Annotated in this window: 18 protein-coding genes; 13 read left to right on the top strand and 5 right to left on the bottom strand. The window is 64.4% G+C overall.

The genetic code is table 11. From position 1 onward, the window contains the following. Positions 1-167 precede the first annotated feature (167 nt). The 3 genes from H7692_RS02495 (at position 168) to H7692_RS02485 (ending at position 4,610) form a co-directional block, all read left to right on the top strand. Positions 168-773 carry a hypothetical protein gene (locus H7692_RS02495; RefSeq protein ID WP_222136063.1) on the top strand — a complete coding sequence of 202 codons (606 nt, stop codon included), beginning with the start codon at positions 168-170 and terminating at the stop codon, positions 771-773. 66 nt (positions 774-839) lie between these two features. Continuing rightward, positions 840-3,395: a type I DNA topoisomerase gene (topA, locus tag H7692_RS02490; RefSeq protein ID WP_222136064.1), complete on the top strand. Its 2,556-nt coding sequence runs from the start codon at positions 840-842 to the stop codon at positions 3,393-3,395. Positions 3,396-3,503: 108 nt separating this feature from the next. Beyond that, positions 3,504-4,610, top strand: coding sequence for an alpha/beta fold hydrolase (locus H7692_RS02485; protein WP_227339723.1), 1,107 nt, complete (start codon positions 3,504-3,506; stop codon positions 4,608-4,610). On the opposite strand, the gene H7692_RS02480 is transcribed toward H7692_RS02485, so the two are convergent. From H7692_RS02480 to lepB, 4 genes are read right to left on the bottom strand one after another with little or no spacing between them, the layout of a single operon-like run. After that, positions 4,611-5,051, bottom strand: a complete 441-nt coding sequence (locus H7692_RS02480) for a hypothetical protein (protein ID WP_201925600.1) — start codon at positions 5,049-5,051, stop codon at positions 4,611-4,613. A gap of 9 nt (positions 5,052-5,060) precedes the next feature. Beyond that, complete coding sequence (era, locus tag H7692_RS02475; protein ID WP_227339722.1) at positions 5,061-5,954, bottom strand: GTPase Era; 894 nt, start codon at positions 5,952-5,954, stop codon at positions 5,061-5,063. Next, positions 5,951-6,634, bottom strand: coding sequence for a ribonuclease III (gene rnc / locus H7692_RS02470; protein WP_227339721.1), 684 nt, complete (start codon positions 6,632-6,634; stop codon positions 5,951-5,953). Before rnc ends, era begins: the two co-directional genes overlap by 4 nt. Further along, positions 6,631-7,500: a signal peptidase I gene (gene lepB, locus H7692_RS02465; RefSeq protein WP_227340041.1), complete on the bottom strand. Its 870-nt coding sequence runs from the start codon at positions 7,498-7,500 to the stop codon at positions 6,631-6,633. Before lepB ends, rnc begins: the two co-directional genes overlap by 4 nt. Before the next feature lie 215 nt (positions 7,501-7,715). Between lepB and pgi the strand changes: the two genes are divergently transcribed. The 3 genes from pgi to H7692_RS02450 all read left to right on the top strand — a co-directional run bounded on the left by pgi (position 7,716) and on the right by H7692_RS02450 (position 11,756). Further along, positions 7,716-9,221: a glucose-6-phosphate isomerase gene (gene pgi / locus H7692_RS02460; protein WP_222136069.1), complete on the top strand. Its 1,506-nt coding sequence runs from the start codon at positions 7,716-7,718 to the stop codon at positions 9,219-9,221. 110 nt (positions 9,222-9,331) lie between these two features. Next, positions 9,332-10,678, top strand: coding sequence for a glutathione-disulfide reductase (gene gor / locus H7692_RS02455; RefSeq protein WP_227339720.1), 1,347 nt, complete (start codon positions 9,332-9,334; stop codon positions 10,676-10,678). Positions 10,679-10,739: 61 nt separating this feature from the next. Next, positions 10,740-11,756: an NAD-dependent epimerase/dehydratase family protein gene (locus H7692_RS02450; protein WP_222136071.1), complete on the top strand. Its 1,017-nt coding sequence runs from the start codon at positions 10,740-10,742 to the stop codon at positions 11,754-11,756. Between the two features lie 109 nt (positions 11,757-11,865). Here the strand turns inward: H7692_RS02450 and H7692_RS02445 are convergent, their stop codons facing one another. Beyond that, the gene (locus H7692_RS02445) at positions 11,866-13,275 is read right to left on the bottom strand and encodes a helix-turn-helix domain-containing protein (protein ID WP_222136072.1); all 1,410 of its coding nucleotides are present in this window, start codon (positions 13,273-13,275) and stop codon (positions 11,866-11,868) included. A gap of 110 nt (positions 13,276-13,385) precedes the next feature. Here H7692_RS02445 and H7692_RS02440 point away from each other — a divergent pair, with 110 nt between their 5' ends. The 7 genes from H7692_RS02440 to bioB all read left to right on the top strand — a co-directional run bounded on the left by H7692_RS02440 (position 13,386) and on the right by bioB (position 20,123). Then, the gene (locus H7692_RS02440; RefSeq protein ID WP_227339719.1) at positions 13,386-14,918 is read left to right on the top strand and encodes an acyl-CoA carboxylase subunit beta; all 1,533 of its coding nucleotides are present in this window, start codon (positions 13,386-13,388) and stop codon (positions 14,916-14,918) included. Continuing rightward, complete coding sequence (locus tag H7692_RS02435; RefSeq protein ID WP_222136073.1) at positions 14,915-15,193, top strand: hypothetical protein; 279 nt, start codon at positions 14,915-14,917, stop codon at positions 15,191-15,193. Before H7692_RS02440 ends, H7692_RS02435 begins: the two co-directional genes overlap by 4 nt. 99 nt (positions 15,194-15,292) lie before the next feature. Beyond that, positions 15,293-15,751 (top strand): OsmC family protein, encoded by a 459-nt coding sequence (locus H7692_RS02430; RefSeq protein ID WP_227339718.1) that lies wholly within the window; start codon positions 15,293-15,295, stop codon positions 15,749-15,751. 337 nt (positions 15,752-16,088) lie between these two features. Then, positions 16,089-16,256 (top strand): hypothetical protein, encoded by a 168-nt coding sequence (locus tag H7692_RS02425; RefSeq protein ID WP_222136075.1) that lies wholly within the window; start codon positions 16,089-16,091, stop codon positions 16,254-16,256. Between the two features lies 1 nt (position 16,257). After that, positions 16,258-16,698 carry a methylmalonyl-CoA epimerase gene (gene mce, locus H7692_RS02420; RefSeq protein ID WP_222136076.1) on the top strand — a complete coding sequence of 147 codons (441 nt, stop codon included), beginning with the start codon at positions 16,258-16,260 and terminating at the stop codon, positions 16,696-16,698. A 180-nt stretch (positions 16,699-16,878) separates the two neighbouring features. Next, complete coding sequence (scpA, locus tag H7692_RS02415) at positions 16,879-19,026, top strand: methylmalonyl-CoA mutase (protein ID WP_227339717.1); 2,148 nt, start codon at positions 16,879-16,881, stop codon at positions 19,024-19,026. A gap of 62 nt (positions 19,027-19,088) precedes the next feature. Next, positions 19,089-20,123 carry a biotin synthase BioB gene (gene bioB / locus H7692_RS02410; RefSeq protein ID WP_227340040.1) on the top strand — a complete coding sequence of 345 codons (1,035 nt, stop codon included), beginning with the start codon at positions 19,089-19,091 and terminating at the stop codon, positions 20,121-20,123. Positions 20,124-20,229: the final 106 nt, after the last annotated feature.

Genomic DNA, 20,229 nt, shown 5'->3' with positions numbered 1-20,229 from the left:
CTGCGCCTTATTGCGATTGGCAGAGTGGTGGCAAATCCGGCTTGACGAAATCGCGCCGATGCGGCCACCATCGCCAGTCACGCGGCGTAGGGGCTTGAATGTAAATGCAATATGACGCGAGTTTGCTCGTTCCTACATTGCGGCGGGCCTGGGAAATGGCGATCAATATGCCGACAACCGCTTCGGTCGCCTGGCTGGCCACCGCGACGGCAGGAATTGCGTTGGACGTCGCCGCCGCGCGGATGAGCAGCGCCGGAAGCTGGGTGCTGGTTGTCTATGGCATCGTTATAACCGTCATTCAGGTCTGGATCACCCGCGAAGCATTGGCGCGCGAGGGGATTGCAGCTGCGGTGCCGGTCGCCAATTCGCTGAGCGTTTATTTGCAGTCGCTGTTGATCGGACTCGGCGTTCTGCTGGGGTTGATCTTGCTCGTCTTGCCCGGCCTGTATGTTTTTGCACGCTGGTATCTGGCGCCGGTTCTGCTCGTGCGCGACGGCGGAGGGCGCCGCGCGGCGATGGAGCGAAGCTGGGACATGCTCTTGCTCCATTGGCCCGCTGCGCTGGGCGTCGGGTTGATCATGTTCGTAATGTCGGTCGCGCCGCTGGCCGTCGAACTTGCGGCGCCGGCGTTGGCGGCCGAATATGGCTTCGCTTGGCTGTTGGCCACGAACCTTGTCGCGGCAGTCGGTATTGTCGGGGGTTATCTTGCGTCGGTGGGGCTGCTCCTGAACATCGAGCAACCCGTCTCGACATTGCAGGAAATTTTTGGTTGACGATCCCGCTCGCGGCGCCACCCTCGCGCGTACGTACGTAAGGCACAGCTAGGACAAAATTTTTTCATGCAATTGGTGATTGTCGAATCGCCCGCAAAGGCGAAGACGATCGAGAAATATCTCGGTCGCGATTTCAAAGTGCTGGCGAGCTATGGCCATGTGCGCGACCTGCCGCCCAAGGACGGCTCGGTCGATCCCGACGACGGGTTCGCGATGCAGTGGCAGCTCTATCCCGACAAGGCGAAGCGGCTGAAAGACATTCAGGACGCGGCGAAGCAGGCCGACCGCCTGATCCTCGCGACCGACCCCGATCGCGAGGGCGAGGCGATCAGCTGGCATGTGCAGGAATTGCTGCGCAGTAAAAAGGCGCTGCCGCAGGTTGTCGACCGCGTTACCTTCAACGCGATCACCAAGGATGCCGTGACCGAGGCGATGGCGCACCCGCGCGGGCTCGACGACGATCTGATCGACGCTTATCGCGCGCGCCGCGCGCTCGATTACCTCGTCGGGTTCACATTGTCGCCGGTGTTGTGGCGCAAGCTGCCCGGCGCCAAATCTGCGGGCCGCGTGCAATCGGTGACCTTGCGCATGATCGTCGAGCGCGAGCGCGAGATCGAGGCTTTTGTTGCGCAGCAATATTGGTCGATCACCGGGCTGTTCGAGATGGCGGGGACGGCGTTCAAGGCGCGGCTCGCGCGCTGGCGCGGCGACAAGATCGAGCGACTGACGATCGGCAGCGAAGCCGATGCGCGCGCCGCCGAAGCCGATGTGAAAGCGGGCCATTTCACCGTCGATACGGTCGAGACCAAGCCGCTGACGCGCAACCCGCCGCCGCCCTTCACGACGTCGACCTTGCAACAGGAAGCAGCGCGCAAGCTCGGCTTCTCCGCTAGCCATACGATGCGCGTCGCGCAGGACCTCTATGAGGATGGCGCGATCACCTATATGCGTACCGATGGCGTCCAGATGGACGGCAGCGCGATCAGCGCCGCACGAAAGGCGATCGCGACGCGCTACGACGGGGGCTATGTTCCCGACAAGCCGCGCCAGTATCAGACCAAGGCGAAGAACGCACAGGAAGCGCACGAGGCGATCCGTCCGACCGACTTTGGCAAGGACAAGGTCGGCGGCGGCGATCATGCGCGCCTCTATGACCTGATCTGGAAGCGTGCGCTCGCGAGCCAGATGGCGTCCGCGCGGCTCGAGCGGACGAGCATCGACCTGACCGACGGCACCGGCAAGACCATGCTGCGCGCGACCGGGCAGGTCGTGAAATTCCCAGGCTTCCTTGCGCTGTATGACGAAGGCCGCGACGACGCGAGCGACGACGATGACGCGCGCCTGCTCCCCGCGATGGACAAGGGCGACGCGCCCGCGAAGACTGGCGTCGAGGTCGAACGCCACGAAACGCAGCCGCCGCCGCGTTATTCGGAGGCGAGCCTCGTCAAGAAGATGGAGGAGCTCGGCATCGGGCGTCCGTCGACCTATGCCTCGATCCTCCAGGTGCTCAAGGACCGTGCCTATGTGCGCGTTGAAAAGAACCGCTTTTATCCCGAGGAAAGCGGGCGGCTGCTGACGGCGTTCCTCGAGCGTTTCTTCGAACGCTATGTCCAATATGATTTCACCGCCGGGCTCGAGGAAGAGCTTGACGATGTGTCGGGCGGGCGCGCGCAGTGGCAGGCGGTGCTCGATCGTTTCTGGCGCGATTTCAAACCGCGCACCGGCGAGGTGATGGAGCAGAAGCCGTCGGAGATCACGGCGGCGCTCGACGAATTCCTCGGCCCCTATCTGTTTCCCGACAAGGGCGACGGCAGCGACCCGCGCGTCTGCCCCAATTGCGGCACGGGCAAGCTCGCGCTGCGAGGCGGCAAGTTCGGGCCGTTCATCGCGTGCAGCAACTATCCCGAGTGCAAGTTCACGCGCAAATTCGCGCAGCCTGGCGGCAATGGCGAGGCCGACAATGGCCCCGAAACGCTCGGCACCGATCCCGACACCGGGCTGGAAGTCACCAGGCGCAGTGGGCGCTTTGGTCCCTATATCCAGCTTGGCGACGGCAAGGAGGCCAAACGCTCGTCGATCCCGAAAGACATTCCGGGCGAGGATTTCGACCTCGATTATGCGCTGCGGCTTTTGAGCCTTCCGCGTGAGGTCGGTGTCCATCCGGAAAGCGGCAATGTCATCATGGCGGGACTGGGGCGTTACGGCCCCTATCTGCTCCACGACGGCAAATATGCGAAGCTGACGGGTACCGCAGAGATTTTCGAGATCGGGATGAACGCTGCGGTCGCGCGCATCGCTGACGCCGCCAACGGTGGCGGGCGCGGCCGTGCCAAGGCAGAGCCGCTCAAGACCTTTGGCGCGCATCCGACGAGCGGCGGCGAGATGAAGTTGATGGCGGGACGCTTCGGCCCCTATGTCACCGACGGCACGACCAACGCGACGCTCCCCAAGACGGTCGAGCCCGACGCGCTCACCGAGGAAGAAGCAATTGCGCTGATCGACGCCCGTGCGGCGAAGGGGCCGGCGAAGGGCAAGAAGAAGGCCGCGGCGAAGAAGAAGGCGCCTGCCAAGAAGGCGACCGCGAAAAAGGCACCTGCGAAGAAGAAGGCCGCGGCGGAATAGCCAACCACGTCATCCCGGCGTTCGCCGGGATGACGCGTTGGTTTGAATATGATAGCCTCCCCCAAAACGGGGAGGTTTTGCTTTATGCGTTCGTTGCTTGCTGTCTGCGTGGCGTCGTTTCTCACGCTCTCGTCGCCAGCGTCGGCCCAACAGGTCGGCGCGCTCGTTTCCGCCGATCCGGTCGTCGAGACCCCGCCCGGCATGCAGGCATGGCGCATCCGGTACTGGACGAGCAACGCCGCAGGAGCGCGCCAGCAGGTGACCGGCATGGTCGTGGCGCCGCGCGAGGCGATGCCGCGCGAACTGCGCCGGGTCGTTGCCTGGACGCACGGTACGTCGGGCGTGGTCGAAAAGTGCGCGCCATCGGTCAGTCCTGGCTTTTACGACGCAACGCCGGGGCTCGCCGAGATGATCGCGCAAAATTATGTCGTCGTCGCGCCCGACTATCCGGGGCTCGGCAGTGCGATGCCGCATCCGTATCTGGTCGGGACGGACACCGCCTATTCGGTGCTCGACGCGGTGCGCGCGGCGCGCAGTATTTCGGGCGCCGCGGCGGGGAGCCGTTTTGCCCTATGGGGCGAGTCGCAGGGCGGCCACGCCGCGCTGTGGACCGCTGCCTCGGCGCGCCGTTATGCGCCCGACCTGACGCTTGTCGGCACCGCCGCGGCCGCGCCGCCGACCGATCTTGCCGCGAACATGCGACAGGCGAGCGATGCCAATGTGCGCGCGATGCTGCTCGCCTTCACGCTGCACAGCTGGTCACAGCATTTCGGCTATTCGCTCGATGGCTTCACGAACAAATCGACGCAGGGCGTTATCCGCCGTCTCGCCGAAAACAACTGCATCGAGCTGCACAACAAGCCGAAGATCGGCACGATCCTCGGTATCCTCGCGGTGCGGCAGGCGATGGGGCGAAAGGATGTCACGCGCCTCCAGCCCTTCGCCGCGACGATGCGCGCGAACAGCGTCGATGCCGCAAGCGTGCCGGGACCGCTGCTGATCGCGCAGGGAAGCAAGGACACGATCGTCGCGCCCGCCGTTACGCGGAGCTTTGCCAAGGCGGTGTGCAAGCGCCGCACACCGCTGCGCTGGCTCGAAGTCCCCGGCGGCGGCCACACCGACAGCGCGCGCGGCAATGCGACGGGCGAGACGCTGGCGTGGATCGCCGCGCGCTTCGACGGACAGACGCCGCCGGACGATTGCCGGCGGCTCTGATCAGTCGAACACTTTGGGATCGACGCCCCCCCTGTTCGAAAACCACGCGACAGCGTCGGGACGAAAGAGGCAGATGATCGAGGCGAGCGTGAGCGCGGCTGAGACGAGTGATGCACCAAGGGCGAAGCCGCGGAGCCCTTCAGAATGGAATGGATCAGCCAGCGCTGCAAGCGCGCTAAAGCCCATCCACACGACGTAAATCCATTTGACCACATTGCTCGCCCTGCGGGCGATTCCGTACCAGAAAGCGACCGATATAGCCGCCATGGCCACAAGGATGACGACGACGATGGTCACGGCCACGTTTGGCGGAATCGTCGCCGCGTCACGCGCGATATCGGCCATCATCCTGTCCCACGCGAACACGGGGCTGAGAAAGCCGACGAACAGGGAAAGCCAGAAGAGACGCTCGAAATAGATGATCGAAACCGGTCGTTGCATCGCTTGCTCCTAATCCACCCAATCAAGCCCCATGTCGCGATAGACGCTGCGGTCCTCGTCCCAATTTTCCTTGACCTTGACGTGCAGGAACAGGTGGACCTTGCGCCCCATCAGCTCGGCGAGTTCGGCGCGGGCCTTCGCGCCGATTTCCTTGATCCGGCTACCGCCTTTGCCAAGCACGATCGCGCGCTGGGTATCGCGCGCGACAAAGATTTGCTGGTGGATTTCGGCGCTGCCGTCGGGGCGCGTCTTGAAGAGCTCGGTTTCGACGGTCGATTGATAAGGCAGTTCCTCGTGGAGCTGGCGATAAAGCTGCTCGCGCGTGATCTCGGCGGCGAGCATGCGTTCGGGGGCGTCGCTGACCTCGTCCTCGGGGAAGTGCCACGGCCCCTCGGGCATCAGCGCCGCGAGATGCGCCTTGAGTTCGGGGACGCCGTCGCCGCTGCTCGCCGCGATGAAAAAGGTTTCGTCGAAGGCGAGCCGCGAATTGAGCTCGGTCGCGATGGTGAGCAGCTTGTCCTTCTTGACGAGGTCGACCTTGTTGAGGACGAGATATTTTTTCTCGGGCCGCCCCGCGACGCCCTCGAGCACGCGCTCGACGCGCCCCGTGAGCTTGGCGGCGGCGTCGACCATCACGAGAATCGCCTCGGCCTCCTCTAGGCTGCCCCACGCCGCCGCGACCATCGCGCGGTCGAGGCGGCGGTTCGGCGCGAAGATGCCGGGGGTGTCTATCAGGATGATCTGCGTGTCGCCATCCATCGCGACGCCCATCAGCCGCGTGCGCGTCGTCTGTGCCTTGGGGCTGACGATCGCGACCTTCTGGCCGACGAGCGCGTTGACGAGCGTCGACTTGCCCGCATTGGGCGCGCCGACGACGGCGACGAAACCGCAGCGCTGGGTCATTTTTCTTCTTTCTGTATCAATTGGTCGAGCAGCGCCGCCGCCGCCGCCTTTTCGGCGGCCTGCTTCGACGCGCCTTCGCCCTCGGCCTCGGCAAGTTTGCCGACCGACACGGCGACAAGGAAACGCGGCGCATGGTCGGGGCCTTCGCGGCGGACAAGACGATATTCGGGCGGGCGTCGCTTGCGCGCGAGCGCCCATTCCTGGAGCGCCGCCTTAGGATGTTTGGGCGCGGCGAGTTGCCCTTCGATGCGATCGCCCCAATGGGTGAGGATGAAGCGGCGCGCAGCCTCTTCGCCCTTGTCGAGCCAGATCGCGCCGATCAGCGCCTCGATCGCGTCGGCCGCGATATTGTCGCTATGGCGCCCCCCGTCGTTGCGCGCTTGCGCGCCAAAACGGATCAGTGCGGAAAGATCGAGCGCGTGCGCGATTGCGGCGCAGGTCGCACCCGACGCAAGGACGTGGAGCCGCGACGACAATTCGCCCTCGCTCGCCTTGGGAAAACGCGCGTAAAGCTCGGACGCGATCACGAGGCCGAGCACGCGGTCGCCAAGGAATTCGAGCCGTTGGTAATCGGCGCGTCCCGTACTTCCGTGCGTCAGCGCAAGGTCATAGAGCGCGAGGTCGCCCGGTTCGCAGCCGATGATCCCGGCGAGCGCCCCGGTGTCGAGCGCATCGCTCAAAAGCTTTCCCCGATGCGTTTCCAGCGGGCGGCGGTGAGCCAACTGATGGGGTTGAACCAGCTCGCCGAGCCGTCGGTCGAGAACATGCTGACAAGCGCGTGGCCGACGAGATTTTCCTCGGGCACCGCACCGCCCAGCCCGCCTTCGTACAGCGGAACGCGGCTGTCGGCGCTGCGGTCGCGGTTGTCGCCCATCAGGAACACGCTGCCGTCCGGAACCGTATAGGGTGGCGTGTTGTCGACGGGCAGGTCGGCAATGTCGAGAATGGCATAGCTGCGCCCGTCGGGCAGCGTTTCGCGGAACTGCCTATAGCGGCACTGACGTTGGCCATCCGGGCCGATTTCTTCGAATTCCGTCGAATAACAGACAAGCGTGCCTTGCGCGCGCGATGCTTCGACCATGTTCGGCGTGACCGGAATGACGAAATCGGCCATCGGCTCGCGTTTGAGCGGCTCGCCGTTGAGCCAGACGATGCCGTCGCGCAGCTGTACCGTGTCGCCGGGAACCCCGATGACGCGCTTGATCCAGTCATCCTTGGCGAGCGGCGGCGCCTTGAAAACCACGACGTCGCCGCGCTCGGGTGTGCGGCCGAACAGGCGTCCGGGGATCAGCGGGACGCTGAACGGCAGGCTGTGCTTCGTGTAGCCATAGGCCATCTTGTTGACGAGCAGATAGTCGCCGATCAGCAGGCGTGGCTGCATCGATTCCGATGGAATATTGAACGGCGACAGGAAAAAGCTGCGGAATATGAGCACCGCGATCGCGAGCAGGCCCAAAAAGCGGAGCGTGTCGACTGCCTCTTCCTTTGCGGAAACGGGTGCCGGGGTCGGGCTGGGCGTGTTCGGGGGCGAATTTTCGGCAGTCATGCTGGCGTCAGTCATGCCGCGCATTGGCGACGAATAGGTCTGCGCGTCAAGCAAATATCGGCGGAACGCGCTGGCGCGGTGTCGCCTGTGGGCTTAGAGAAGGGGTTGCATTTCATCCCCGTTCGCACCGCGCGAAGTCGAGATGCCCATGGCGCCGGAAGGGGCGCCGGGTGTCGCGACTTTGCTCGACGCGAGCGAAAATCAGAGGGAATCCGATGACGACCGCTTCCGAAGCCTGGAAGGCACTAACCGCGTGGCAGCCGCAAAAACTCGCCGACCTGGTCGCGCACGATCCCGAGGCCCGCTTGCAGTCGCTTGTCCGCAACGTCGCCGATATTCGCTTCGACTTTGCAAAGACGCATCTCGACGGTGCGGCAATCGACGCCATGCAGGGGCTTGCCACAGCGCAGGATTTCGCGGGACGCCGCAAGACATTGTTCAGCGGCGGGATTGCCAATCCTACCGAAGATCGCGCTGCCGAGCATAGTGCCGAGCGCGGCGAGGGAGCGTCCGATTCGGTCCGCCGCGCGCAGGCGCTCCACCACCGGATGCGGATGCTCGTCGACGCGATCGAGGCGGGGGCGTTCGGCGAAATCCGGCACCTGTTGCACATCGGCATCGGCGGTTCTGCGCTCGGCCCCGACCTGCTTGTCGATGCGCTCGGGCGGCACAATAGCCGTTATGACGTTGCCGTGGTGTCGAACGTCGACGGTGCGGCGCTCAGCGAAGCCTTCGCCAAATTCAGCCCCGAGCATACGCTTGTTGCGGTGGCATCGAAGACCTTCACCACGACCGAGACGTTGCTCAATGCCGAATCGGTGCTGCAATGGCTCGACGAGGCGGGGGTTGCCGATCCCGCGGGACGCTTCATCGCGCTTACCGCCAATCCCGACAAGGCGATGGAGTGGGGGGTCGACGAAACGCGCATCCTGCCGTTCAGCGAGACGGTCGGCGGGCGCTATTCGCTCTGGTCGTCGATCGGCTTTCCTGCCGCGCTCGCACTCGGGTGGGATGCCTTTGCCGAACTGCTCGAAGGCGCGGCCGAGATGGACCGGCATTTCCGGCTGGCCGACGGCGCCGACAATGTCTGCCTGCTCGCCGCCTTCGTCGACCAGCTCTACGCCAATCGCCTTGGCTGTCAAACGCGTGCGGTCTTTGCCTATGACGAGCGTCTGCGGCTACTTCCTGATTATCTGCAACAGCTCGAAATGGAATCGAACGGCAAGGCGGTGACGCTCGATGGTGCGCCGCTGGGCCGTGCGAGCGCGTCGATCACCTGGGGCGGCGTCGGCACCGACGCGCAACATGCGGTGTTCCAGCTTTTGCACCAGGGCACGCACCTGACCCCGGTCGAATTCATCGTCGCGCGTGAGCCCGACCATGTGCTCGACGCGGCGCATCATGAAACGCTGGTCGCCAATTGCATCGCGCAGGGCGCGGCGTTGATGGCCGGACGCGCAAGCGACGACGGCGCGCGCAACTATCCGGGCGACAGGCCGTCGACGACGATCCTGCTCGATCAAGTCAGTCCGCACACGCTTGGCGCGCTCATCGCCTTTTACGAGCACCGCACCTTCGCCAATGCGGTGCTGCTTGGGATCAACCCGTTCGACCAGTTCGGCGTCGAGCTGGGCAAGGAAATGGCGAAGGGGCTGGCCGAGGGCACGATCGACTTCGACCAGGCGACGCAGGCGTTGATGGACGCGGCGCTTGGGGGGTGAGGCTGCAGCCACTGACACTGAGCGCAAAAATCGATTGGCATCCCGCGCACGCGTAACCACATAGGCCGCGGCTGCGAATGGCAGCGCATGAAAATTGTCAGGGGCCCCCAATGAGCGACTTCGACTTCGATCTCTTTGTCATCGGTGCCGGATCGGGCGGCGTCCGTGCCTCGCGCGTCGCGGCGTCGCACGGCGCGCGCGTCGCCATCGCCGAGGAGCATCGCGTCGGCGGAACCTGCGTCATTCGCGGCTGCGTCCCCAAGAAACTGCTCGTCTATGGCGCGCATTTCGCCGAGGATCTGAAGGATGCGCGCCAGTTCGGCTGGGACGTTCCCGACTGCAAATTCGACTGGGACCGGCTGCGCGACAATGTGCTGAACGAAGTCACGCGGCTTGAGGGGCTTTATGGCGAGACACTCGACAATCACAAGGTCACGCTGTTCAAGACGCGCGCGACGGTCGTTGGACCGCAGAAGGTGCGGCTGGCTGACGGGCAGGAACTCACTGCCGAGCGCATCCTGATCGCGACGGGCGGATGGCCCTTCGTCGCAGATTTTCCCGGGAGCGAGCATGCGATCACCTCGAACGAGGTCTTCCATCTCGAAAGGCTGCCCAAGCGCGTTGTCATCGCGGGGGGCGGCTATATCGCCAATGAATTCGCCGGCATCTTCAACGAATTCGGCAGCAAGGTGACGATCGTCAACCGCAGCGATACGATCCTGCGCGGATATGACGAGCAGATCCGCGACCGGCTGCTCCAGATTTCGATGACCAAGGGCATCGATTTCAAGTTCAACGCGCCCTTCCGGTCGATCGAGAAAAATGAGGACGGGTCGCTGACCGTCCATCTCGAAAACTGCGAGCCGATCGTCGCCGACGCGGTGCTCATCGCGACCGGACGTGTGCCCAACACCAAGGGGCTCGGCCTTGAAGATGTCGGCGTCGATCTCGACACGAAGGGCGCGATCAAGGTTGACGACACCAACCAGTCGTCGGTGCCCAGCATCTATGCCGTCGGCGACGTCACCGATCGCATCCAGCTCACACCCGTTGCGATCCGCGAAGGACAGGCATTCGCCGATACCGTCTATGGCGGCAAGCCGACGACGGTCGATTATCGCAACGTCCCGAGCGCAGTGTTCAGCCACCCGCCGATCGGCGCGGTCGGGATGACCGAGGCCGAAGCGCGCAACACGCTGGGCACGATCCGCACCTATACGAGCGACTTTCGCGCGATGAAGAATGTCCTCGCCGGACGCAACGAGCGCGCGCTCTACAAGATGATTGTCGATGCGGCGACCGACCAGGTGGTCGGGCTGCACATGATCGGCCCCGATGCCCCCGAAATCCTGCAGGCCGCGGCGGTTGCCGTGAAAGCCGGGCTGACCAAGGCCGATTTCGACGCCACGGTCGCGCTGCACCCCAGCATGGCCGAGGAACTGGTGCTGCTGAAATAAGGGTTCGGTCCCCCGAACGCTTTGCGCTATCCTGGCTGTATCGACGGCGAGGGGATGGCGCATGGTGGGCGCGGCGTTGGTTACGGGCGGAAGCGGCTATATCGCCGGCTTCCTTATCCGGCAGCTGGTTGCCGAAGGCTGGACGGTTCACGCGACGATCCGCAGCCTTGCGCGCGAGTCCGAAGTGCGCGGATCGCTATCGGTCGATAATGACCGCCTGAAATTCTTCGCCGCCGATCTTGAGCATGACGCGGGTTGGGCCGAAGCGATCGTCGATTGCACGCATGTCGCGCATGTTGCGTCTCCCTTTCCGCTGGGCGTTCCCAAACATCCTGACGAACTCGTCGTTCCGGCACGCGAAGGCGTGTTGCGGGCGCTGCGTTTCGCGCGCGCTGCCGGGGTGAAGCGCTTTGTCCTGACCTCGTCGATGGCGGCAATCGCCTATGGCCACGGCAAGGGCGTGCGAATGAACAACGAGGCCGACTGGACGAACCTCGATGATCCCGATGTCATGCCCTATGTCCGCTCCAAGACCGTTGCCGAACGCGCGGCGCGCGATTGGATGGCGGCCGAGGGCGGCGATATCGAGTTTGTCTCGGTCAACCCGGCGGCGGTATTCGGTCCCTTGATAAGCGACGATTTTTCGACGTCGATCGAGGTCGTGAAGCAGCTTTTGGAAGGGAAGGTGCCAATGTGTCCCGACGTCGGTTTCGGCATCGTCGACGTCCGCGACGTTGCCGACCTCCACTATCGCGCGCTCACCGCGCCCGATTTGCGCGACGAGCGTTTCATTTGCTCGGGCCCGTTTCTCAAGATGATCGACGTCGCCGAAATCCTGCGGACCAATCTGGGTGATAGGGCGCGCAAGGTGCCGACGCGGCGAATGCCGGATTGGCTCCTGAGGGCATTAGCGATTTTCCGCCCCGAACTGCGGCAGCTCGTCGCCGAACTCGGCAATGTGCGCGGCGGCGACAGCCGCCATGCGATGCAAAGGCTCGGCTGGTCGATGCGGCCGCCCGAGGAGGCTATTCTCGCGACAGCGCATTGCCTGTTCGAGCGAGGACTTGTGAAGGTTTGACCAACGCGTCGTACCCCGCGAAGGCGGGGGCCGCCCGAGGCGAGCGCGCCAGGCCGGCAACAACCCCGCCTTCGCGAGGGCGACGCTTGGTACTTGGCGGAGGCTTTCGCTACCCGATCCGATACGGCACCACGTCCCGTCGATCCGGGTCCACCAATATCGGCCGATCACTCGGCGGAAAGGCGCGCTGGTCGCAATCGTCGCGCGGGCAGATGCGGCACGACAGGCCGATCCGCGTTGCAGCCTGCGGTGCGTCGACATCGACACCGTCGGCATAGACGAAGTCGGCGGCATATTGCGCCTCGCACCCAAGCGCGACGGCATAGCGGCGCGGGAGGCGAGCATAGCTGCCCGACGGTTTGACCAGCCCCTTCGCCATCGACACATAGCGCAGCCCGTCGGGGGTTTCGGCGAGCTGGAACAGGATGCGGTCGGGGATCGCGACTGCCTCGTGAACGATCCACAGCGGACAGGCGCCGCCGAAGCGCGCGAATTGCAGGCGCGTTGCGCTGTGCCGCTTGGTGATATTGCCCGCCATGTCGACGCGACAGAAGAACATCGGGATGCCGCGCGCGCCGGGGCGCTGGAGCGTCGAGAGGCGGTGGCACGCCTGCTCGAAGCTGACGCCATATTCGAGGCGCAGCCGGTCGATGTCGTGGCGCACCGCGCGCGCGCTGGCGCGGAAGGCGCAATAGGGCATCAGCAGCGCGCCCGCGGCATAGTTCGCGAGGCCGACGTGGAGCAATTGCCGCGCCGCGGCGGTGCGCAGCGGCGAGGCTTCGACGATCGCTGCAATATCCTCGGCGAGCGCGAGCGCGGCGAGTTGGTGCGCAAGCTGGAAGCGGCGGCTCTCGGCGGGCTGCGAGGGGTCGATGACGAGGTGGCGCATCGTCGCGTCATAATCGCGCAGCGCGGGGGCCTGACGATAGACGATCGAAATGCCGAGCGCGTCGCGCAGCCTTTGCTCGATCCGCTCGACGGGCGGCGAGGCGGTTTGTCCGCCGAGTTGGTTCGCAAGCGCCTCGGCGGCGCGGTCGAGCCGGTCGACATAATTGCCCGCATCGTGGAACCAGTCGCGCACCTCCTCCCACGGCAGGCGGCTGCCCTCGGCAGTACCGCCGGTGAGCGCTTCGTCGATGATCTGGAGCCGCTGGCCTGCGCGACGATAGGCGGCGTGGAGCGCGACGAACTGGTCGGCGAGCTGCGGCTGCTGGAGCGCCGCGCGTTCGAGCTGGTCGGGGGGCAGGGGGGAGGCCGCAAAGAGCGGGTCGGCCGCGGCCTCGCGCAGCGCCCCCGCACGGCGATCGCCCGCGTCGGCGGCGACCTCTTCCCATTCGAGCGGGAACAGCCGTTGCAGCCGATCGAGCAGCGCCGGGGTCAGCGGGCGGTCGTCATGCTCGATCTGGCTGAGATAGGAGGCCGAAATGCCGAGCTGGGCGGCGAAGTCGGATTGGCGGATCGCGCGGGTTTCCCGAAGTTGGCGAAGTTGTCGCCCAGCGTAGAGTCGGATTTGCACCATCGGTGCGATGCTACTTTGCAAAGATCGACTTTGCAACTTTGCAAATTCGCATTTGCATCGGCGCGCCGGCGCAGGCAGACGGCGCATTCGAGACACTATCGGAGAGCCGCATGTCCGCCAATATCGCCGAAATGGAACGCCGCCGCGCCGCTGCTGCCGTGGGCGGAGGGCAGAAACGCATCGACGCGCAGCATGCCAAGGGCAAGCTCACCGCGCGCGAACGGCTGCTCGTGCTGCTCGACGAGGGGTCGTTCGAGGAACTCGACACCTATGTCGAGCATGACTGCGTCGATTTCGGGATGCAGGACCAAAAGGTGCCGGGCGACGGCGTCGTCACCGGATCGGGGACGATCAACGGCCGTCTCGTCTATGTCTTCAGCCAGGATTTCACCGTATTCGGTGGCTCGCTGTCGAAGCGCCACGCCGAAAAGATCTGCAAGGTGATGGACAAGGCGATGCTGGTCGGCGCGCCGGTCATCGGCCTCAACGACAGCGGCGGCGCGCGCATCCAGGAGGGCGTTGCCTCGCTCGGCGGCTATGCCGACGTGTTCCAGAAAAATGTGCTCGCGAGCGGCGTCGTGCCGCAGATTTCGCTGATCATGGGCCCGTGCGCGGGTGGGGCGGTGTACAGCCCCGCGATGACCGACTTCATCTTCATGGTGAAGGATTCGAGCTATATGTTCGTCACCGGCCCCGATGTTGTCAAAACGGTGACCAACGAGGTGGTGACGCAGGAAGAACTGGGCGGCGCGATTACGCATACGACCAAGAGCTCGGTCGCCGACCTGGCGTTCGAGAACGACATCGAGGCGCTGCTCGCGGCGCGCGATTTCTTCGATTATCTGCCCGAAAACAACCGCAGCGGGGTGCCCGAACGGCCGACCGCCGACCCCTATGACCGGATCGAGGAAAGCCTCGACACGCTGATCCCGCCGAACGCGAACCAGCCCTATGACATGCAGGAGCTGATCCGCAAGACGGTCGACGAGGGCGATTTCTTCGAGGTGCAGCCGGCGCACGCCGCGAACATCATCTGCGGTTTCGGACGCATCGAGGGGCGCACCATCGGTATCGTCGCGAACCAGCCGCTGGTGCTGGCGGGCGTGCTCGACATCAATTCGTCGAAGAAGGCGGCGCGCTTCGTGCGTTTCTGCGATGCGTTCGAAATCCCGATCATCACCTTCGTCGACGTTCCCGGCTTCCTGCCGGGCACCGCGCAGGAATATAACGGCATCATCAAGCATGGCGCGAAGCTGCTCTTCGCTTATGCCGAGGCGACGGTGCCCAAGATCACGGTAATCACGCGCAAGGCCTATGGCGGCGCATACGACGTGATGGCGTCGAAGCATCTGCGCGGCGATTTGAACTATGCCTGGCCGACCGCCGAGATCGCGGTGATGGGCGCGAAGGGCGCGGTCGAGATCATCTTCCGCAGCGACATCGGCGACCCTGAAAAGATTGCCGAGCGCACGAAGGAATATGAGGACCGTTTTGCGAACCCGTTCGTCGCGGCGCAGCGGGGGTATATCGACGAGGTGATCTATCCGCACTCGACGCGGCGACGGATTGCGCTGGGGCTACGGAAGCTGCGGAACAAGCAGTTGGAGAACCCGTGGAAGAAGCATGACAATATTCCGCTATGATCTCGAAACTGCAAAAGATCAGGCGTCTGCTGTGGGACGAATGGGACCCCATAGGGGTTAATGGCATTGCTCCTGACGACGAATATGACAGCTACGCTCACCGCATTTTCGCGATGCTGGGGGAGGGCAAGCGGGTTGATGAAATCGCCGACTATCTGAGGTGGGCGGCGAGCGAAAATATGGGGTTGGGTGGTGCCGGCAGAGAGGAAGCGATTGCTTCGGATGCCCAAGCTATCGCTTTGAAGATTATGACAGTTAGCGAAGGTGAAGCATGAAACTAGGCCGCCTGAACCATATCGGCGTTGCGACGCCGTCGATTGCCCACTTGCCGCAACGCGACGGGCGCGCGCAAACGGACTTGGAGGACTGTCAACATGGCCAAATATGAAGCATTGATCGAGTGGGAGGCTTTGCCGACGGACGATGTCGCGGGCGGCAAATATGGGCGGGGGCACCGCTGGACGTTTGACGAGGGGGTGACGGTCGCCGCGTCTTCGTCGAAACATATCGTGCCACTGCCCTGGTCGGTCGAAGCGGCGGTGGACCCGGAAGAGGCGCTCGTCGCCTCGGCTTCGAGCTGTCACATGTTGACCTTCCTCTATATCGCGGCGAAGGCGGGATATCCCGTGCGGACCTATCGCGACGCGGCGGTCGGCACGATGGGGAAGGGCGAAGACGGAAGGCTGCAAATCACCCGCGTCGATCTGTCGCCAGAGATCATATGGGAAGACGCGGCGCCTGATGGCGACACTTTGGCGCGCCTGCACCATGAGGCGCATGATCAATGCTTTATCGCGAACAGCGTCAAATTTCCCATCGAGGTGACTGGATGACATGGGGCTGCGGAAGTTGCGGAACAAGCAGTTGGAGAACCCGTGGAAGAAGCATGACAATATTCCGCTGTGACCCTTCATTGTCACCCCGGACTTGATCCGGGGTCCATTTCTACGCCGCTGCGAGAATGGATGCCGGATCAAGTCCGGCATGACGAATTTGGAGAGAATGTATGAAGCTAGGCCGCCTGAGCCACATCGGCGTTGCGACGCCATCGATTGCCGACAACATCAAGCCCCTCCCCTTCAGGGGAGGGGTTGGGGTGGGGTCTATCGACCTTGCGCAAGGCTGCGGGACCCCACCCCCGGCCCCTCCCCTGAAGGGGAGGGGGGAAGGATGAAACTCGGTCGCCCCAACCATATCGGCGTTGCGACGCCGTCGATCGCCGACAACATCGTCATTGCGAGCGCAGCGAAGCAATCTCCAGCTATCGGCCTCGCGCTGACCTGCGCGCTGGGGATTGCCGCGTCGCCTGCGGCTCCTCGCAATGACGGGGGTTGGTGAGATGAAACTGGGCCGTCTGAACCATATTGGCGTTGCAACCCCTTCCATCGCCGACAGCATCGTCTTTTACCGCGACGTGATGGGCGCGACGCAGATTCATGCGCCGTTTGACCTGCCCGAACAGGGGGTGAAGGTGTGTTTTGTCGATACGCCCGGTGCTGATGGCGCGCTCAATGGCACGCAGATCGAGCTGATCGAGCCGCTGCCGGGCAACACGTCGATCGCGGGCTTCCTCGAGAAGAACCCGGCGGGGGGGCAGCATCATGTTTGTTACGAGGTGCCTGACATTCATTCGGCCAAGGCCGCGTTTGAGGCGCTGGGCAAGCGGGTGTTGGGGGAACCGCGGATCGGGGCGCATGGGACGCTGATTTTCTTCCTCCACCCCAAGGATATGGGCGGGGTGCTGACCGAGATTATGGAGACGCCGAAGGGGGCGCACTAGAACCCTTCAACCCTCTCCCATCGGGAGAGGGATGCGAAGACTTGCCAGCTTGCTGGCTAGTCGGAGCTGGGTGAGGGGATGGACGCTATCGAGAGGGCACGGACCCTCACCAACTTCGCCTAAGCCTGACGGCTAAGGCTGCGTATCCTCTCCCGAGGGGAGAGGGAATAGGATTGCATTATGACCGACAAACCGACCATCGCCGACTGGCAGGCCGCCGCCGAAAAGGAGGTGAAGGGCCGCGACCTCACCTGGCACACGCCCGAGGGGATCGACGTCAAGCCGCTCTACACCGCCGAGGATGTGCGCGAAGACCCCGGCCTGCCCGGTTTTGCGCCCTTCACGCGCGGGGTGAAGGCGTCGATGTATGCGGGGCGCCCGTGGACGGTGCGGCAATATGCGGGCTTTTCGACCGCCGAGGAATCGAACGCCTTCTATCGCCGCAACCTCGCGGCAGGGCAGAAGGGCCTCAGCGTCGCCTTCGACCTTGCCACCCACCGCGGTTATGACAGCGACCATCCGCGCGTCGTCGGCGACGTCGGCAAGGCGGGGGTCGCGATCGACAGCGTCGAGGATATGAAGATCCTGTTCGACGGCATCCCACTCGACAAGATGTCGGTCAGCATGACGATGAACGGCGCGGTGATCCCCATACTCGCCTTCTTCATCGTCGCGGGCGAGGAGCAGGGGGTCGAGCGCGCGCTGCTCGACGGGACGATCCAGAACGACATCCTCAAGGAGTTCATGGTCCGCAACACATACATCTACCCGCCCGAACCGAGCATGCGGATCATCAGCGACATTTTCGGCTACACGTCGCGCGAGATGCCCAAGTTCAACAGCATCTCGATTTCGGGCTATCATATGCAGGAAGCCGGCGCGACGCAGGTGCAGGAGCTCGCCTTCACCATCGCCGACGGCATCGAATATGTGAAATATGGCGTCGCGTCGGGGCTCGACATCGACAAGTTCGCGGGGCGCCTGTCCTTCTTTTTCGCGATCGGCATGAACTTCTTCATGGAGGCGGCAAAACTGCGCGCCGCGCGCGTGCTGTGGCACCGCGCGATGACCAAGCTGGGCGCGCAGTCCGAACGCTCGAAAATGTTGCGCACCCATTGCCAGACCTCGGGCGTGTCGCTGACCGAACAAGACCCGTACAACAATGTTATCCGCACGACGATCGAGGCGATGGCCGCGATGCTCGGCGGGACGCAGAGCCTCCACACCAACGCGCTCGACGAGGCGATTGCGCTGCCGACGGACTTTTCCGCCCGCATCGCGCGCAACACGCAGATCATCCTGCAGGAAGAGACGGGGATGACCAATGTGGTCGATCCCTTGGGCGGCTCCTATTATGTCGAGGCGCTGACGCAGGAGCTGGTCGACAAGGCGCAGGCGATCATCGACCGCGTCGAGGCCGAGGGCGGCATGGCAAAGGCGGTTGCCGCAGGCTGGCCCAAGGCGATGATCGAGGAAGCCGCCGCGGCGCGGCAGGCGCGCGTCGACCGCGGCGACGATGTGATCGTCGGCGTCAACAAATATCGCCTCAAGGACGAAGACCTGCTCGAAACGCTCGAGGTCGACAACACCAAGGTCCGCGAAGCGCAGGTCGCGCGGATCAACCGGGTGAAGGCGAGCCGCGACGAGGCCGCGTGCCAGGCGGCGCTGAAGGCGCTGCGCGATGCCGCCGCCGCGCCGCAGTCGGTCGAGACGAACCTGCTCGCCCACGCGGTCGAGGCGGCGCGCGCGCGCGCGACATTGGGCGAGATTTCGTCGGCGATGGAGGAAGCGTTCGACCGCTATGCGACCGTGCCGACGCCGGTGAAGGGCGTCTATGCCGCGCCCTACAAGGACGACAGCCGCTGGGCGCAGGTCGTCGACGGGGTGAAGGCGGTCGAGCGCAGGCTCGGGCGCAAACCCAAGCTGCTCGTCGCCAAGATGGGGCAGGACGGGCACGACCGCGGCGCCAATGTCATCGCCTCGGCCTTTGGCGACATGGGGTTCGATATCGTATCGGGGCCGCTGTTCCAGACGCCCGAGGAAACGGTCGTGCTGGCGCTTGAGAACAATGTCGACGCGGTCGGCGCGTCGAGCCTTGCCGCCGGCCACAAGACGCTGATCCCCGAACTGATCAAGGGGCTGAAGGCCGCCGGACGCAGCGATATCAAGGTGATCGCGGGCGGGGTGATCCCGCCACAGGACTATGATTATCTGCGCGACGCGGGCGTGCAGGGTATTTATGGGCCGGGATCGAATGTCGTCGAATGCGCCGCCGATGTGCTGCGCCTGCTGGGACATAATATGCCGCCGATTGGAGAAGCTGCGTGAATTTGAATACGACCCGTTCCCCTGCGCAGGCAGGGGCCCAGAGCGACATTGAGCCGTCGATTCTGGACCGCACTGGGCCCCGGCTTTCGCCGGGGTGCGACGATGAAGTTCGTCGCAACTGGACCCGCGACGAAATCGCGGCGCTGTTCGACCTGCCGTTCGACGAGCTGATGTGGGAGGCGCAGGGGGTTCACCGGCGGCACCATGCGCGTGGGCAAGTGCAGCTTTGCACGCTTCTGTCGATCAAGACCGGCGGCTGCGTCGAGGATTGCGGCTATTGCTCGCAATCGAAGCATGCCGACAGCGGCCTGAAAGCCACCAAGCTGATGGACGTCCGCGCGGTGCTGCAGGCGGCGGCGCAGGCAAAGGATTCGGGGTCGAAGCGCTTCTGCATGGGCGCCGCGTGGCGCAACCCCAAGGACCGCGACATGCCCGCGATCGTCGAGATGATCGAGGGCGTGCGCGCGATGGGCATGGAAACCTGCATGACGCTGGGGATGCTGACGAAGGAGCAGGCGCAGACGCTGGCGGTCGCGGGGCTCGACTATTACAACCACAATATCGACACCTCGCCCGAAAATTACGGCAATGTCATCACGACGCGGACCTTTCAGGAGCGGCTCGACACGCTCGAGGAAGTGCGGAGCGCCGGGATCAACGTCTGCTCGGGCGGGATCGTCGGCATGGGTGAGACGCGGGCCGACCGCGTCGGCTTTATCCACGCGCTCGCGACCCTGCCCGAACATCCGGGCAGCGTGCCGATCAACGCGCTGGTGCCGGTGAAGGGGACCGTGCTCGGCGACATGCTGGCGGACACGCCGCTCGCCAAGATCGACGACATCGAATTCGTCCGCACGATCGCGGTCGCGCGTATCACCATGCCGCTGAGCATGGTCCGGTTGAGCGCCGGGCGCGAGAGCATGTCGGAGGCGACGCAGGCGCTCTGTTTCATGGCGGGGGCGAACAGCATCTTCACCGGCGACAAGCTGCTGACGACCGCGAACGCGGGCGACAATGCCGACGCGGCGCTGTTCGCGAAGCTGGGGCTGCGGCCGATGGAGAGCGAAGAGCCGATGCGGATGGAAGCGGCGGAGTGAAGTCCCCCTCCCGCTTGCGGGAGGGGTTAGGGGAGGGCCTGTTCCCTCCGAGAAAGTTTCGATCTTCGGTTGCGGACAGGCCCTCCCCCGGCCCCTCCCGCAAGCG

The sequence above is a fragment of the Sphingopyxis sp. P8 genome, assembly GCF_020622175.1.
GTDB classification, from domain to species: Bacteria; Pseudomonadota; Alphaproteobacteria; order Sphingomonadales; family Sphingomonadaceae; genus Sphingopyxis; species Sphingopyxis jiangsuensis.
Note: the sequence above shows the minus strand (reverse complement) of the source record. Positions and strands in the feature narration are given on the sequence as shown.